Genomic DNA, 15,246 nt, shown 5'->3' with positions numbered 1-15,246 from the left:
TGACTGTAAAATGCTATAAAAATAAAAAACCATCCAAAATGCAAAACATTTCAGATGGTTTAAATGGTGGAGACGAGGGGAGTCGAACCCCTGTCCGAAAGCACTTCCTCAAGGACTTCTCCGGGCGCAGTCATTTGATTCAAATTCCCTCTGCCGCACGCCAAATGACAGGCTTACGGGGTCGGTAGCTTCATCATTCATGGGCGGGGCAAAGCTTACCCGCCGCACGTTCACCGCTAAATGACGCTCTGTCCCGAGCCGCGATACTCTCAGGCAGAACGGGCTCGCCTAATTAGGCAGCCTGTAAAGAATAATCGTTGTTGTTTAATTTATAAACAGTTGAGGCTTTTAACGCAGCGTCCTCACTGCGGCCCGCTATCCCGGATTCCGCACCTCCGTCGAAACCGGTACGTCCCCGGATAGACATATCAATATCATGGTACTGAACGAAATTACCGGCGCGATTTGAGTGCGCGATCCATCTCGCGTTTTGCGTCGCGCTTTGCGGCGTCGGCACGCTTGTCGTACAGCTTTTTGCCTTTGCACAGGCCGAGCTCCACCTTGACGCGTGCATTTTTAAAATACAGCGACAGCGGGATGAGGGAATAGCCGTCCTGCTTGGACTTGCCGTAGAGCAGCATGATTTCCTTTTTGTGCATCAGCAGCTTGCGCTCGCGCAGCGGGTCTTTGTTAAAGATGTTTCCCTTTTCATAGGGGCTGATATGCATGCCCTTGACGAAAATTTCCCCATCGCGGAAGATGCAGTAGGAATCCTTCAGGCTGACTGTGCCCTGCCGGATGGACTTGACCTCCGTGCCGGACAACTCGATGCCGCACTCATATGCCTGCTCGACAAAATAGTCGTGTCTGGCTTTTTTATTGGCGGTAATCTGCTTTGTGCCCTTCTTGTCAACAGCCATGACAGCGACCATCCTTTCATTTCAGTATCTTATATCATAACGGGATTATAACAGAAAGTCAAGCGAAAAAGATGCACTTTTGCGGCGAAATCCGGCAGGTATGGAAACATTTTACACAGCTGCGGAAAAACAGAGGGGATTGGGCGGGAGATATGGATAATTTACATAGATTTGTTTGGAAACTCTTGTACTTATGCCGCAAACATCCTATAATGTCAGTATACTCCACCTCCCATGCAGCCGGGACAGAGGCTGCCCAAAACATTGGCCAATGGACTGAAAATGGAGGCTGATCTTTATGAAAATACTGACACTGGGATCAATCAATATCGACTTTAACTATTCTGTTGCACATATTACAACGCCGAAGGAGACACAGGGTTCCACCGGTCTGAAGATGTTTCCGGGCGGCAAGGGACTGAACCATGCGCTGACGCTTGCGCGTGCAGGTATGGATGTACAGCTTGCCGGTATGATCGGCGAGGACGGCGTGCAGATGCTGCACATGATTGAAGAGGCCGGCGTGGATACCTCACTGGTGCGCACGCTGGAAGGCGAACAAACCGGACATGCCATCATTCAGGTGGATGAGGTCGGACAGAATGCAATCCTGCTCTACGGCGGTGCCAACCGGAAGATCGATGAAGCATACGTCGACGAGGTGCTGGAAAATTACGGCGAGGGCGATATCCTGGTCTCTCAGAATGAGATTTCCTGCCTGGAGTATATTATCGACCGTGCGTATGAAAAGGGCATGTATATCGTGCTCAATCCGTCGCCATGTACGCAGGAGCTGCTGCGGCAGGATCTGACAAAGGTTTCCATGTTCTTCCTCAATGAGGTGGAAGGACGCGCGATGACCAGCTATGTTCAGCCGGGCGATATCCTGATTCATCTGGAGGAACTGTACCCGGACAGTGAGTTCGTGCTCACGCTCGGCTCCCAGGGTGCTTTTTATAAGAAGGGGGCAAGCCAGTGCTACCATCCGGCACTTTCTGTTCCGGTTGTCGATACAACGGCGGCGGGCGATGTGTTTGAGGGCTATTTCCTCAAGGCACACCTTCAGGGAAAGAGCCCGGCGGAGGCACTGAAATATGCGACCTATGCGGCAGGCCTTGCCATCTCGCATCCGGGTGCGGCATATATCTCCGCGCCGACTGCGGATAAGGTGGATGCGTTTATGCAGCATCCGAAGCACACCACCGACGCGTAAGGCAGGAAAAATGCATAATGGCAGCTGGAAGACTGCAAAAACAGGGTGCTGTACCCGGGAACTGTCTTGCGGGATGCAGGACGGTGTGATATACTATTGTAGATAGACCGTGCAGCAACAGGCTGTACACTGATTATAGGGAGACTATTAGGAAATGAAACAGTTGACAGAGCGCATTGAGCAGCTCAAGAAAGAAAAGGATGTCGTAGTGCTTGCGCACTTTTATGTGGAAGATGACGTGCAGGACATCGCCGATTACATCGGGGATTCCTATTATCTGAGCAAGATTGCGGCAGACGCTCCGCAGAGTACCATCCTGTTCTGCGGTGTGCGTTTTATGGGCGAAAGCGCGAAAATCCTCAGCCCGGAAAAAACCGTCCTGATGCCGGATCTCACGGCGGACTGTCCGATGGCACATATGATTACGCCGGAAGATGTCGCAAAGATGCGTGAGCAGTATCCGGGCTGTGCGGTTGTCTGTTATATCAATTCGACCAGCGAGACCAAGGCAGTGTCCGATGTCATTGTTACCTCGGCAAATGCAAAGAAAATCGTGGAATCGCTGCCGAACGAGGACATCTGTTTCATCCCGGACTGCAACCTCGGCCGTTTCCTGCAAAAGGACATACCGGGCAAGCGCTTCCATTTCCATAACGGCTGCTGTCCGATTCACAGCCGCGTGACGCCGGAGGGCATTGCCGCAGCAAAGGCGGAGCATCCGGAGGCAAAGGTACTGATTCATCCGGAGTGTGTGCCGGAAGCCGTCGCCATGTGCGATTATGCAGGAAGCACCTCGGGCATCATCAAGTATGCGACTGAATCGGACGCAAAGGAATTCATCATTGTCACCGAACCGGGTGTCATGCATCGCCTGCGCACACAGAATCCGGACAAGACCTTCTATCCGTTCGAGCAGATGGGTGTCTGCGAGGACATGAAGAAGATCACGCTGGAGAAGGTTCTGCACGTGCTGGAGACATTTGACAATCAGGTCGAAATGCCGGAGCAACTGCGCGAGGATGCAAAGAGCGCACTGGTTCGCATGCGCGAGCTGGCACAGTAAGGGGGAGCCACTATGGAGACTGCTGACATTTTGGTTGTCGGCACCGGTGCTGCCGGATTGTTCAATGCTTTGCAGCTTCCGCAGAGCATGGACGTTCTTGTTATCACCAAGGAAGAAGCCGACCACAGCGATTCCTTCCTTGCACAGGGCGGCATGTGTGTGCTGCTCGACGAAGACGATTACGACAGCTATTTTGAAGATACCATGAAGGCCGGCCATTATGAAAACAACAAGGCATCGGTCGATATTATGATCCGTTCCTCGCAGCACATTGCGCAGGAGCTGGTGGATTACGGCGTGGATTTCCAGCGCGATGAGGACGGCTGCTTTGTCTTCACCCGTGAGGGTGCGCATTCGGAAAACCGCATCCTGTTCCATGAAGACCTGACCGGCCGTGAAATCACCGGCAAGCTGCTGGAGCGCGCGAAGGAACGCGAAAACATCCGCATCGAAGAACATACCACACTGGTTGATCTGCTGTGCGATGAAAAGGAAAACCGCTGCTGCGGCGCCGTTGTGCGCGATGCAGACGGCACCATCCGTGAAATTCGGTCGCGTGCGGTTGTACTGGCAACCGGCGGACTGGGCGGCCTGTTCCGCTTTTCCACCAATTTCCCGCACATTTCCGGCGACGCGCTGGCAATTGCCATGCGCCACGGCATTGAAATCGAGCACATCAATTACATCCAGATTCATCCGACCACACTGTACACAACCAAGCCGGGACGCCGATTCCTGATTTCCGAGTCAGTGCGCGGCGAGGGCGCTTATCTGCTCAATGCAAAGGGCGAGCGCTTTGTCAATGAACTGCTGCCGCGCGATCTGCTCGCAAAGGAAATCGGCAAGCAGATGAAAATTGACAATCGCCCGTATGTCGAGCTTTCGGTTACGCATCTCGACCCAAATTTTGTCAAAAAGCGTTTCCCAAACATTTACAAGCAGTGTCTCGAGGAAGGCTACGACATGACAAAGGAGCCGATTCCGGTTACACCGGGGCAGCACTATTTCATGGGCGGCATCAAGGTCGATCTGGACAGCAAGACATCGATGGACGGCCTGTATGCGGTCGGCGAGACCAGCTGCAACGGCGTGCATGGACGCAATCGACTGGCGAGCAATTCGCTGCTCGAAAGCCTTGTATTTGCGGAGCGTGCAGCGAACCATGCGGCGGCTCATGTTTCTACTGAACAGCCTGTGTCGACGGAAAATATTGCATTTAATGCGGAAGAGTATGCCGATATCGACCAGAGAAACCGCAAGGCGGTATTAGATGAAATCAAGCGAAAGGACGAAGTATTTTATGAGCAGTGGCTCCACTATGATTCTTAATATGGACCCGTCCATCCTCAACGCACTGCGCGAGGACGTCACGAGCGAGGATGTCAGCACCAATGCCATTATGCGCGAACCGCAGCAGGGCAAAGCGGAGCTGATCTGCAAGCAGGACGGCGTTATCTGCGGTCTGGATGTCTTTGCCCGTGTGTTCGAGCTGCTGGAAAGCGGTTCGCATTTTGAGACCTCCTGTAAGGACGGCGACGAGGTAAAGAAGGGACAGCTGATCGGCGTAATTTATGCCGATATCCGCACGCTGCTGACCGGCGAGCGCACTGCGCTCAATTATTTGCAGCGCATGAGCGGCATTGCAACCAACACCAACAAGATGGTAAAGATTCTGGAAGGCAAGCACACCAAGTTGCTGGACACGCGCAAAACGACCCCAGGTCTGCGTATTTTTGAAAAATATGCTGTTCGCTGCGGCGGCGGTACCAACCATCGGTATAACCTGTCCGACTGTGTGATGATGAAGGACAATCACATCTGCGCGGCCGGTTCCATCACAAAGGCAGTACAGATGGCACGCGATTATGTGTCGTTTGTCACCCAGATTGAGGTGGAGTGCGAGACCCTCGAGCAGGTCGCGGAAGCGGCGGAATGCGGCGCGGATGTCATCATGCTGGACAACATGGACAACGAGACCATGCGCCAGGCAGTCAGGATCATTGACGGCCGCGCAAAGACCGAGTGCTCCGGCAATGTCACGGCAGAACGCCTGCTGGAAATTGCTGATATCGGCGTGGATTTTGTATCCTCCGGCGCGCTGACCTATGCGTCCCCGGCGATGGATATTTCACTCAAGAACCTGACGGCAATCTGAAAAAATATTACTGTATGAGAAAAGCGCCTGTTTCGAAAAAAACAGGCGCTTTTTTGCGCGTATTCAGGTAAATGTAATGGTGAAGGCAATGCCTGCATCGCAGTGTATGCTGCGGAAATCCAGATCGAGGACTTCCAGCGCATCCCTGTCGGCAGCCCGGACCAGAAGCGGAATTTCCTCTCCGGCGATGATATCCTGTGCTTCGAGTTGGGTCGCACCCGAAATGCTGCCGTCGTCCAGTGCAGCGATATTTTCCGGTGGAACCGTTCCGTTGAAAATGCTCGAAGCATCCCCTTCAAGCAGGGCAGCTGTAATGGTATCATCCATGCGGCGGATACCGAGGCGGTAGCTGCCGGGTTGTATTTCATCCAGCTCCATCAAATTGTCCTGTTCCGTCCATGAACCGTTTTGACAGGTGTAGACAGTGAGCACGGCGTGGGAAATTGTATCATCCGTTGTAAAATCAAAATAGGCTGCATCGTCGCCGAATATTGTGCTGATTTGCCGTGCATCCTGGGAAAGGTCACTTTGCCTGATTGTGGGCGTTGATGCTTTGCCGCAGCCGCAAAGTACCAGCGTCAGGATACCGGTAAGCAGTGCGGATAGAAGGTGTGTCTTCCGTTTCATGTGGCCTCATCCTTTCTTCCGATCCCGTATGTTTTGTATACCTTTACTGTAACATGCAGAGGGGGAAAATACCACTACAGAGGGGTAACAGTCTGTATACAGACAGAAGAAAGGGCGCAGAAATTACTTATATCTGCGCCGCACATCTGTCTGTTTGAGAATATAGTCGATGCTCACATCGTAAACCTCGGACAGCCTGACCAGAAGTTCATCGGTCAGCGGCTGTACGCCGGTTTCAATATAGCTGTATTTTCGCTGCGTGATACCGATCATTTCTGCAATTTGTGTCTGGGTATAGTCGGCATCTTCACGGAGATCTTTGATCCTGTTATCCATTCGCATCACCGTGGCAATTGTATCGTAGATAAAAACTGTCTATTGACTTTTAGATAAATATAATCTAAAATATTATTCTTAGATATAATCCATCTAAAGACGGAGCTGCTGAAATCTATGACAGGAGAGTGAATACAATTGATTATCAATTATATTGCACGGAGAGAATTTCGAAATATCGCAAGACGCCACCATGTGACAGAAGAAGAGGTGATGACACGGATACAAACAGCGATCCTGAAAGGGATACACAGCGAAGATGAAGTTGTGAGAAACGAATGGAAACGGATTCCATGTGAGAGTGAGTTCCCCACTCCGGAAGAATTATTTGATTATTTGGTAAAGGCATACGGAAACTGGAACAAAGTTTCCTCGATTTGGATTTCAGTATATTTCGGAGACCTTATCGATCATTGCGTCGATTGATCTGACGATCTGTTTTTTGAAAACAGCTCTTTGCATCCCAGCACCAGCAGCAGCACGCCGAATAACCGCCGCAGCCATCCGGTTGGAATAGCGCCGGCAGCGAGCGAGGCCAGCGGGGAGGTGATACAGCCCGCGAGTGCGCACCAAAGCGCCGCACGCATGTCAATCAGATGGTTGCGGAAGTGTGACACCAGTGCGGCAGGTGCACAGCACAGGAAATACAGCAGGTTGATGCCTGCGGCGGCGTACTGCGCCGTGCCCTCAAAGATGGTCAGCCACAGGATGAGCAGTGAGCCACCGCCGATGCCAAAGCCGGATAAAATTCCGGTCGCCGCGCCGACGAGAAACCCGCTCACAGCAGCAGCACCGCGCGCACACCGCCCGACAGAAGCAGCAGCGCAAATGCCTTGCGCAGCAGGGGGACGGATGCTTTGGAAAACAGCAGGCCGGAGAGTATCCCGCCGACCACACCGCCGAGCAGATACGGTGCGGCATAAGACAGGGAAATACCGCCCTTCCAGAAATAAATGGCGGCACTCACCGCAGAAAGCGGGAAAATCACAGCCACCGAGGTAGCAAAGGCGGTTTTTTGCTGCATGCCGAGCCAGCCGGTGAACAGCGGCACAAGAAACAGCCCGCCGCCGGAACCAAAGAAACCGTTTGCGGCCCCGGCGCAGGCTCCGGTGACGAGGTATTTGGTGCGGTCAGTCATTTTACATCCCCCTTGTTTTGCATAGATTAGAAAAAGCACGCCGGGAGAAACGGCGTGCTTTTATCGTAAACAGAAAAGAGAGAGATTATTCAGTAAATGGGTGAAATTTACCGGATGAATGGCAGATGGAAGTCAATCAGCCGACAGATTCGCAGGACAGGATATTGGATTCACCGCGAATGACGTCGCCGCTGGTTACGTGAATGCTGGAGAGCGGTGCATTGGTGATGATGCACGGGAATTCGACCTGATAGCCGTGTGCGCGGATATCATCGACATCACAGGTGAACAGGGTCTCACCGGTCTTGACGGTCTGACCCGGCTCAACGCAGAAAGAAATCTTCGGATTGTGCATCTCACTGTCAACCTCAGCGCACAGCAGCATTTCAATGTCGCGGACGGTATCCAGAATGGTGACAGCATTCTTGGCTTCAGAAACGCGGCTGACAACACAATCGCACGGAGCGGAAACCGTGCCCTCACCGGAGGCCGGGAAAATGGCAACGCCATCGCCCAAAGCCTTGCTGCTCAGGGTCTTGTCATAGATCGCTTCAATCGGAACGCACTTGCCGGTAGCCGGGGAAACAAACTCATAGGTAGTCATAACAATCTTCTCCTCGTGAAGAAATTTTAGTATATTTATGGACGTATGCTGCGTCTTTGCTTTTCGCAAGAAAGAGTTTCGCATAAATGACCCATCTTTTCAATAGGCAAGTTTCACAACGAAAAAATGAATTTTAAAATTGTGCTGTGCGGGTTGACGAAAGCACACGTTTGTTATCAAACAGGACGAAAATCTGTTGAATAGATACAAAATAATTCGGCTTGTTTTATACAGTGTGCACAGTTTTAAAGAAAAACACCGCATAAGTCCATGCGGGCAAAGCAAAAGCCGGAAGGGGGAATTTTCCCGCCTTCCGGCTGTGTAAAAGCTGTGTCAGTCCTGCCTGGTGAGCATGCTGCTGACGCCGCTGTCCAACAGGGCGTTCAGCTCTTCTGTGAGTTTTTGCGCACTGTCCGGGACGGGCGCGCCACTCTCCTCCAGTGCTTCCACACCGTAACGCAGCTGGTCGAATGCATCGACGGCATCCGGCAGCAGCCCGACGGCGGCAGAACGCAGGGCTTCACTGTTCTGGTTTTTGTCCGCGAGCAGCTCGGTCACCGTGTCTGCCATGGAACCAAACGATTCGGCAGCATTGGAAAAGTGTTGCTGTACTTCGGAAAGACCCTCCGGTGCGTCTGCGGCGGCGAGTGCCTCCATCGGCGAACGGATGGCTTCGATGGCGTCGATCAGCACCTCGCGGTCAGAGCTTCCCGCCTGCTGCTGCTTCGCCATGCGGTCGAGCAGGCCGGCCTCCATTTCATACAGTGCGTCAAAAGAATCCGTCAATTGAGCGCTGTACGCTTCGAGCTGCTGCTGGCGCTCCAGTTCTGCCTGATGCTGGTTCCATTTGCTCACGCCTGCCATGGCGCATACGCCGATGACGGCGGCGCACACAAAGCAGAGCAGAATCGTGACTGCGGTTTTCCGGCTCATCACTTGGTCTCCAGCTCACCTGTGGCCTGTGCGGTCAGGTAAGCGTTGATGAATCCGTCGATATCGCCGTCCATGACAGCGTCGATGTTGCTGTTTTCAAAGCCGGTGCGTGTGTCCTTTGCCAGCGTGTACGGCATGAAGACATAGGAGCGGATCTGGCTGCCCCATTCGATCTTCTTCTGGTCGCCCTTGATGTCGGAAATTTTGTCGAGGTGCTCGCGTTCCTTGATCTCGACCAGCTTTGCGCGCAGCATTTTCATACAGTTCTCACGGTTCTGGAACTGGCTTCGCTCGGTCTGGCAGCTGACGACAATGCCGGTCGGCTTGTGGATCAGGCGGACGGCAGAGGACGTCTTGTTGATGTGCTGGCCGCCTGCGCCGGACGAACGGAATACCTGCATATCGATGTCCTCCGGGCGGATGTCGACTTCCATGTCGTCATCGATTTCCGGCATGACCTCGACTGCGGAGAAGGAGGTATGGCGGCGGCCGGACGAGTCAAACGGCGAAATGCGAACAAGGCGGTGTACGCCGGACTCACTCTTGAGGAAGCCATAAGCATTTTCCCCCTCAATGAGGATAGAAGCGGACTTCAGGCCTGCGTCATCGCCTTCAAGATAGTCCATGATTTTGTACGTGAAGCCGTGGCGTTCGGTCCAGCGGGTGTACATGCGGTACAGCATCTCGCACCAGTCCTGTGCCTCGGTGCCGCCTGCGCCCGCATGGAACGACAGGATGGCATTGTTTGCGTCGTATTCGCCGAGCAGCAGCGTTGCCAGCTTGCGGCGATCGAGCTCGTCCGCCAGTGCGTCATAGCCCTCGCGCAGCTCGTCCAGCATGGATTCGTCCTCAGCTTCGATTGCCAGCTCACACAGTGTCAGCAGGTCTTCCTGCTGGGTGCACAGGTTCTGATAGCCCTCGAGCTTGTCCTTGAGCGCCTTGGTGCGCTGCAAAATCTTCTGCGACTTTTCCATGTCATCCCAGAAGCCCGGCTCACTCGCGCGGTTTTCCAGCTCCTCCACCTCTTCTGCGGTGTGCTCGAGGTCATACGCCTGTCCCAGCTCCTGGATGGCGGGCTCGAGTGCGGTCAGCTTCTGCTTATATTCTTCAAATTCAATGAGTGCCAAAACAAACTCCCCTATCAATACAATGCGGATTTTTCGTGTTCTTAACTAGATATTATAGTAAAACCGGCAAAAGAAGTAAAGTTTTTTTTGCGCATGGCCGGAAAAAGCCCCCATTTAACAAAAAATTGATTTTTCTCCAAATGATTTTGTGTTATAATGCAAGGTGAATGACCAGCGAAATACCGGAAACGGCGTTTTGCGGCGGATTTTTAGAGAGGAACTTTTACGAATGGCTCGTTTTTTAGAAAAACTCTTCGGCACGCACAGTGACCATGAGCTCAAACGAATCAAACCGATTGCAGACAAGGTGGATGCACTCGAGGAACAGTACCGCGGGCTGACCAATGCACAGCTGCGCGCAAAGACGGACGAATTCAGACAGCGCTACCAGAACGGTGAGACGCTGGATGACCTGTTGCCGGAAGCATTTGCAACCATGCGCGAAGCGGCCGGACGTGTGCTCGGTATGCGCCATTACCGCGTGCAGATCATCGGCGGCATTGTCCTGCATCAGGGCCGTATCGCTGAGATGAAGACCGGTGAAGGCAAGACGCTGGTGGCAACTCTGCCTGCATATCTGAATGCCATCGCAGGCAAGGGCGTGCATATTGTCACCGTCAACGATTACCTGGCAAAGCGAGACAGCGAGTGGATGGGAAAGGTCTACCGTTTCCTCGGCATGACCGTCGGACTCGTCATCCATGACGTCCCGCCGGATCAGCGCAAGGCGATGTATCAGGCGGATATTACCTACGGCACGAACAATGAATTCGGCTTCGATTACCTGCGCGACAACATGGCAATTTACAAGCAGAACATGGTGCAGCGCGGGCATCCGTTTGCCATCGTCGATGAGGTCGACTCCATCCTGATCGATGAGGCACGCACCCCGCTCATTATTTCCGGACGCGGCGATAAGTCCACCGACCTGTATCAGCAGGCGGAGAACTTTGTCTGCCGCCTGAAGAGCTATCGCATCAAGGAAACCGATGACAAGCTCGACCTTGAGGCGGAGGGCGAACGCCTGCGTCTCGAAGAGGAGGAGCGCAAGGCAAATCCGGATAAGGCGAAGCCGATGACCGACGAGGACCGTGAGATTCTCGCACAGCTGAATGCGGATTATGTCGTCGATGAAAAGGCGAAGACCGCTGTCCTGTCCGCCGTCGGACAGAAAAAGGCGGAGCAGTATTTTCATGTCGAAAATCTCGCGGATCCGGAGAACTCCACACTTGCACATCATATCAATCAGGCGATCCGTGCGCATGGCATCATGCACCGCGATGTCGATTATGTTGTCCGCGACAATGAGATTATCATTGTCGATGAATTTACCGGCCGCCTGATGTTCGGACGCCGCTACAATGAGGGCCTGCATCAGGCAATCGAAGCGAAGGAGCACGTGCAGGTACAGCGCGAGAGCAAGACGCTCGCAACCATCACGTTCCAGAATTATTTCCGCCTGTACGGCAAGCTGTCCGGCATGACCGGTACGGCGCTGACCGAGGAGGATGAGTTCCGCGAGATTTACAAGCTGGACGTCATTGAAATCCCGACCAACCGCCCGATTGCACGTATTGACAATCCGGACTGCGTCTACCGCACCGAACAGGGCAAATTCCATGCGGCAATCCGCAAGATCAAGGAATGCCACGAAAAGGGTCAGCCGATTCTGGTGGGTACGGTTTCCATCGACAAGAGTGAACTGCTGTCCAAGATGCTCAAGCGCGAGGGCATTCCGCATAACGTGCTGAACGCGAAGTTCCACGAGAAGGAAGCGGAGATTGTCGCGCAGGCAGGCCGTCTGGGTGCGGTCACCATTGCGACAAACATGGCAGGCCGCGGCACGGATATCGTGCTGGGCGGCAACCCGGAATTCATGGCAATCGATGCCCTGCGCAAGGCGGGCTTTGACGAGGCGGTGATCGCCGAGGCGAACGGCCATGCAGATACCGAAGACCCGGAGATTCTGCACGCGCGCGAGGAATTCCAGCGCCATTATGATACGTTTAAAAAGCAGACCGATGCGGACGCGGAACGCGTGCGCGCGGCGGGCGGCCTGTGTATTCTCGGCACCGAACGCCATGAATCGCGCCGCATTGACAACCAGCTGCGCGGCCGCGCCGGACGTCAGGGTGACCCGGGCGAGTCCAATTTCTACATTTCCATGGAGGATGACCTGATGCGCCTGTTCGGTTCGGAGCGCGTCATGGGCATGCTGGATAAAATGGGCATGGATGATGAGACACCGATTGACCAGAAGATACTGTCCGGTGCGATCGAGAGCGCACAGAAGAAGGTCGAGTCGCGCAACTTCGGCATCCGCAAAAATGTCCTGCAATATGACGATGTGCTCAACACACAGCGCGAGGTCATTTACAAGCAGCGTCAGGATGTGCTCGATGGCCGCGACCTGAGTGAATCCATCCTCGGTATGGTCGACAGTGTCGTTGCGACAGTTGTCCATGGCGTATTGGGTGAAAAGTCCTATGTCGAGCCGCAGGATGTGGAGAACATCAAGCGCCATTTCTTCGGTCAGTTCCTGAAACCGGATGACCTGACTTATACCGACGCGGAGATCAACGATCTGACGCCGGATTCCCTGACCAATGAGATTTGTGACATCGCGCATCAGGTCTATGCGGCGAAGGAAGAGGAGCTGACGCCGAACATCATGCGCGAGCTGGAGCGCGTCGTCCTGCTGCGCAATGTCGACGAGAAGTGGATGGAGCACATCGATGCGATGACCGAGCTGAGAAACGGCATCCGCCTGCGCGCCTATGCGCAGCGTGATCCGGTTGTCGAGTACAAGCGCGAGGGCTCGGAGATGTACGACGAGATGATTGCGATGATCCGTGAGGACACCGTCCGCATGATGTACACCGCGCGCGTCCGCGTCCATGAGGAGCCGAAGCGCGAGAGGGTTGCGGAGGAAACCGCGACATCGGGCGACCAGACCGTGAAAAAGACACCGCAGAAAGCGGTTAAAAAGCCGGGACGCAATGACCCGTGCCCGTGCGGCAGCGGGAAGAAATACAAAAAGTGCTGTGGGCGCAATGCATAAAACACAGATGTCCTGATACAGGCAGGGCGGCAGTACAGAGGTGCTGCCGCCCGCTTTTGTGAAAAAATATTCCACAGGTGGGGAAATCTGTGCTATACTGGACAGAAGAAATTGGGAAAACGAACCTGTTTTCCGTTCTGGAGGAATTCCATCATGAAACGCAATTGGATGTATCTGATATTGATTGTGCTGGCGGGCGCGGCGGGAGCCATACTGCGCGGCAGGAGCCTGCTGTACGGCTGTGAGCCGGAAACCGGGCTGCCGGTTTCCGGATATCTGCCTGCGACGGCGCTGGCTGTACTGACGGTCTGCGTGATTGTCCTGTTTGCTGTACTCGGTCGCATGTGGTTCGGAAACGCGGATGGCTGTGCATTTGAACAGCTGTTCAGCGGCATGGGAAAAATTGCAGGCGTGCTGTGTGCCATAGCAGCCATCGGGATGATCCTGTTCAGTGGCTTCAGTATCGCACAGATGCCTGCACACCTGATTGAACAGACGGTTGACCTGAATGGCAGCGTGGTATATCCGAGCACACTGATTGTCGTGGCGGTCGCGGTGCTGTGGGTGCTGGCACTGTGCTCGGGCATTTCGCTGCTGCTGGCTGCTGTCGCACAGCTGCGCGGCGCAGCGGTGAGCCGTCAGATGGGCCTGTATTTTACCATCCCGATGTTCTGGTGCTGCCTCGACCTGATTATGCTGTACCATGAAAACAGCGGCAATCCGATTACCTCGGAATACAGCTATGCGCTGCTTCTGGTCATCGCGGTGATGACGGCGTTTTACAGCATCGGCAGCTTCCTGTTTTCGGCCAAAGGCTCGGCGGCGCGGTTTTTCGCGTCGGCTGGCGTGGTGCTGTATCTGGCGTGCACACAGATCGGCGGTACAGTGGCATGGTGCGTGCTGTCGGAGGGGGGCTTTTACACCCAGGTCGGCGTGACCGGCACGATGCGGCTCGCGGTATATGCCTGTGCGGCGGGATATCTGCTGGTATATCTGGTGCATGCGCTGCGCCGTGTGCCGGAAATCAAAGCGGTACAGGAACCGGCAGAACAGGAACAGACGAAATAACAAAAACTGCCTTCCAGCGGTGCGATGCATCGGCGGAAGGCAGTTTGTTTTTGTTATCGTTCGGGCAGTCCGAGAAAGTTGAGCTGGAACAGCTCGTCCGGCAGCGGTGCGCCGGTCTGTACAGCGTCATAGCACACATCCATGAGCTGGGCGGCGAAGCGCTGTGCCTGATCGAAAATCTGGAAATAATCGGTGTAACGGCGCATATGCGGTGTCGCGGCATCGATCCATGCGCGGTGGTTGAGGTTCAGGCAGTCGGCATCCAGCGGATGGGTCGGACGGATGAGACTGGAGATCGCGCCGGGCGAGCCGAGCCGTGTTTCCAGCCAGCTGACAGCGGCCGTGCGCCGGCCGCTTTTGTCGTGCAGCATGCGCTGCATGCGCAGCATCGAGCGCATACACGATTTGACCGTCTTGGGCGTGACACGCGTGCCGTATACGTTCCAGACCGCATGCGACAGCAGCGGTGCGACGGCGTTGATACATTTGGCGTCGCAGGACAGCAGGACATAGGAGCGGAAATCCGCACTCCCGCCGGGATGGATGTGCTCGATGAGCGCACGGTCCAGCTCCGCCTCGCACAGGTTGTGCAGCGCGGTGTGCGACATACATGGAAACAGTGGATCAAGCCGGTAATTGGCCATATATGTGACGAACGGATGCGCAGAACGGTCAAGGATATAATGACAGCAGAAACCGAGCAGATAGGCCGTGGCCTCCGGTGTATTCTGGCGGGCGCATTCTGCGGTCAGCGCGGAGAAGACACGCGCTGTGCGCTCACTGTGTATGCGATGTCCGGTGCGACAGATGTGATTTTCATACAGAGGTTGGTAATAATACAGGATATCCGGTCCCTGTGCACCCCAGCGGAAAGCCATCGGTGCGGCAGCGGCGGCGTTTGCCAGATACGGCTGTGCCTGCGAAAGGGCGGCTGTGGAAAAACTGTGGTGGGAAACAAGTGCAGGCATGATGAACAATACCTCCAAATCGAGCTTGCGAAT

General features: G+C 54.3%; 16 protein-coding genes and 1 other RNA gene. 7 read left to right on the top strand and 10 right to left on the bottom strand.

Annotated elements, in window-relative coordinates; translation table 11 throughout:
* Positions 1-64: 64 nt before the first annotated feature.
* Positions 65-417: a transfer-messenger RNA gene (ssrA, locus tag ACLM7Z_RS01565) on the bottom strand.
* A gap of 35 nt (positions 418-452) precedes the next feature.
* Positions 453-920 carry an SsrA-binding protein SmpB gene (gene smpB, locus ACLM7Z_RS01560; RefSeq protein WP_087022037.1) on the bottom strand — a complete coding sequence of 156 codons (468 nt, stop codon included), beginning with the start codon at positions 918-920 and terminating at the stop codon, positions 453-455.
* Between the two features lie 298 nt (positions 921-1,218).
* On the opposite strand from smpB, the gene ACLM7Z_RS01555 reads away from it, so the two are divergent.
* The 4 genes from ACLM7Z_RS01555 (at position 1,219) to nadC (ending at position 5,351) form a co-directional block, all read left to right on the top strand.
* A complete protein-coding gene (locus ACLM7Z_RS01555; RefSeq protein WP_273350151.1) occupies positions 1,219-2,133 on the top strand; it encodes a ribokinase in 915 nt (304 codons plus the stop codon).
* Between the two features lie 154 nt (positions 2,134-2,287).
* A complete protein-coding gene (nadA, locus tag ACLM7Z_RS01550; protein WP_435645493.1) occupies positions 2,288-3,196 on the top strand; it encodes a quinolinate synthase NadA in 909 nt (302 codons plus the stop codon).
* Between the two features lie 12 nt (positions 3,197-3,208).
* The gene (locus ACLM7Z_RS01545; RefSeq protein WP_435645492.1) at positions 3,209-4,525 is read left to right on the top strand and encodes an L-aspartate oxidase; all 1,317 of its coding nucleotides are present in this window, start codon (positions 3,209-3,211) and stop codon (positions 4,523-4,525) included.
* Entirely contained in the window at positions 4,515-5,351 is an 837-nt protein-coding gene (nadC, locus tag ACLM7Z_RS01540) for a carboxylating nicotinate-nucleotide diphosphorylase (protein WP_435645491.1), read from the top strand. Before ACLM7Z_RS01545 ends, nadC begins: the two co-directional genes overlap by 11 nt.
* 63 nt (positions 5,352-5,414) lie before the next feature.
* Here the strand turns inward: nadC and ACLM7Z_RS01535 are convergent, their stop codons facing one another.
* Together ACLM7Z_RS01535 and ACLM7Z_RS01530 are read right to left on the bottom strand one after the other, a co-directional pair.
* Complete coding sequence (locus ACLM7Z_RS01535) at positions 5,415-5,978, bottom strand: hypothetical protein (RefSeq protein WP_273350156.1); 564 nt, start codon at positions 5,976-5,978, stop codon at positions 5,415-5,417.
* 123 nt (positions 5,979-6,101) lie between these two features.
* The gene (locus ACLM7Z_RS01530) at positions 6,102-6,314 is read right to left on the bottom strand and encodes a helix-turn-helix domain-containing protein (RefSeq protein ID WP_273350157.1); all 213 of its coding nucleotides are present in this window, start codon (positions 6,312-6,314) and stop codon (positions 6,102-6,104) included.
* 138 nt (positions 6,315-6,452) lie between these two features.
* On the opposite strand from ACLM7Z_RS01530, the gene ACLM7Z_RS01525 reads away from it, so the two are divergent.
* Positions 6,453-6,740: a hypothetical protein gene (locus ACLM7Z_RS01525; RefSeq protein ID WP_273350159.1), complete on the top strand. Its 288-nt coding sequence runs from the start codon at positions 6,453-6,455 to the stop codon at positions 6,738-6,740.
* On the opposite strand, the gene ACLM7Z_RS01520 is transcribed toward ACLM7Z_RS01525, so the two are convergent.
* The 5 genes from ACLM7Z_RS01520 to prfB form a co-directional block, all read right to left on the bottom strand.
* Complete coding sequence (locus ACLM7Z_RS01520) at positions 6,725-7,096, bottom strand: TSUP family transporter (protein WP_435645490.1); 372 nt, start codon at positions 7,094-7,096, stop codon at positions 6,725-6,727. The two genes, ACLM7Z_RS01525 and ACLM7Z_RS01520, sit on opposite strands and share 16 nt — an antisense overlap.
* Positions 7,093-7,452, bottom strand: coding sequence for a TSUP family transporter (locus tag ACLM7Z_RS01515; protein WP_435645489.1), 360 nt, complete (start codon positions 7,450-7,452; stop codon positions 7,093-7,095). The genes ACLM7Z_RS01520 and ACLM7Z_RS01515 overlap by 4 nt, the downstream gene beginning before the upstream one ends.
* A gap of 136 nt (positions 7,453-7,588) precedes the next feature.
* On the bottom strand, positions 7,589-8,056 hold the full coding sequence (locus tag ACLM7Z_RS01510; protein ID WP_165761176.1) for a PTS sugar transporter subunit IIA: 468 nt from the start codon (positions 8,054-8,056) through the stop codon (positions 7,589-7,591).
* A gap of 333 nt (positions 8,057-8,389) precedes the next feature.
* A complete protein-coding gene (locus ACLM7Z_RS01505; protein WP_087022013.1) occupies positions 8,390-8,989 on the bottom strand; it encodes a hypothetical protein in 600 nt (199 codons plus the stop codon).
* Positions 8,989-10,116 (bottom strand): peptide chain release factor 2, encoded by a 1,128-nt coding sequence (gene prfB, locus ACLM7Z_RS01500; protein WP_087022213.1) that lies wholly within the window; start codon positions 10,114-10,116, stop codon positions 8,989-8,991. Before prfB ends, ACLM7Z_RS01505 begins: the two co-directional genes overlap by 1 nt.
* A 229-nt stretch (positions 10,117-10,345) precedes the next feature.
* On the opposite strand from prfB, the gene secA reads away from it, so the two are divergent.
* Positions 10,346-13,177: a preprotein translocase subunit SecA gene (gene secA, locus ACLM7Z_RS01495; RefSeq protein ID WP_435645488.1), complete on the top strand. Its 2,832-nt coding sequence runs from the start codon at positions 10,346-10,348 to the stop codon at positions 13,175-13,177.
* Positions 13,178-13,330: 153 nt separating this feature from the next.
* A complete protein-coding gene (locus ACLM7Z_RS01490) occupies positions 13,331-14,245 on the top strand; it encodes a hypothetical protein (protein WP_435645487.1) in 915 nt (304 codons plus the stop codon).
* 53 nt (positions 14,246-14,298) lie between these two features.
* Here the strand turns inward: ACLM7Z_RS01490 and ACLM7Z_RS01485 are convergent, their stop codons facing one another.
* On the bottom strand, positions 14,299-15,213 hold the full coding sequence (locus tag ACLM7Z_RS01485) for a zinc dependent phospholipase C family protein (protein ID WP_087022219.1): 915 nt from the start codon (positions 15,211-15,213) through the stop codon (positions 14,299-14,301).
* Positions 15,214-15,246: the final 33 nt, after the last annotated feature.

This window comes from Butyricicoccus porcorum (genome assembly GCF_051246315.1).
In the GTDB taxonomy this organism is placed as follows: Bacteria; Bacillota; Clostridia; order Oscillospirales; family Butyricicoccaceae; genus Butyricicoccus_A; species Butyricicoccus_A porcorum.
The sequence above is the reverse complement of the archived record's forward strand: the minus strand, read 5'-3'. Positions and strand labels throughout refer to the sequence as shown.

Excerpts from the sequence above, each read along its gene's own strand:
- smpB (WP_087022037.1), bottom strand. The coding sequence starts at position 920 with ATGGCTGTTGACAAGAAGGGCACAAAGCAGATTACCGCCAATAAAAAA.
- ACLM7Z_RS01555 (WP_273350151.1), top strand. The coding sequence starts at position 1,219 with ATGAAAATACTGACACTGGGATCAATCAATATCGACTTTAACTATTCT.
- nadA (WP_435645493.1), top strand. The coding sequence starts at position 2,288 with ATGAAACAGTTGACAGAGCGCATTGAGCAGCTCAAGAAAGAAAAGGAT.
- ACLM7Z_RS01545 (WP_435645492.1), top strand. The coding sequence starts at position 3,209 with ATGGAGACTGCTGACATTTTGGTTGTCGGCACCGGTGCTGCCGGATTG.
- nadC (WP_435645491.1), top strand. The coding sequence starts at position 4,515 with ATGATTCTTAATATGGACCCGTCCATCCTCAACGCACTGCGCGAGGAC.
- ACLM7Z_RS01535 (WP_273350156.1), bottom strand. The coding sequence starts at position 5,978 with ATGAAACGGAAGACACACCTTCTATCCGCACTGCTTACCGGTATCCTG.
- ACLM7Z_RS01530 (WP_273350157.1), bottom strand. The coding sequence starts at position 6,314 with ATGGATAACAGGATCAAAGATCTCCGTGAAGATGCCGACTATACCCAG.
- ACLM7Z_RS01515 (WP_435645489.1), bottom strand. The coding sequence starts at position 7,452 with ATGACTGACCGCACCAAATACCTCGTCACCGGAGCCTGCGCCGGGGCC.
- ACLM7Z_RS01510 (WP_165761176.1), bottom strand. The coding sequence starts at position 8,056 with ATGACTACCTATGAGTTTGTTTCCCCGGCTACCGGCAAGTGCGTTCCG.
- ACLM7Z_RS01505 (WP_087022013.1), bottom strand. The coding sequence starts at position 8,989 with ATGAGCCGGAAAACCGCAGTCACGATTCTGCTCTGCTTTGTGTGCGCC.
- secA (WP_435645488.1), top strand. The coding sequence starts at position 10,346 with ATGGCTCGTTTTTTAGAAAAACTCTTCGGCACGCACAGTGACCATGAG.
- ACLM7Z_RS01490 (WP_435645487.1), top strand. The coding sequence starts at position 13,331 with ATGAAACGCAATTGGATGTATCTGATATTGATTGTGCTGGCGGGCGCG.
- ACLM7Z_RS01485 (WP_087022219.1), bottom strand. The coding sequence starts at position 15,213 with ATGCCTGCACTTGTTTCCCACCACAGTTTTTCCACAGCCGCCCTTTCG.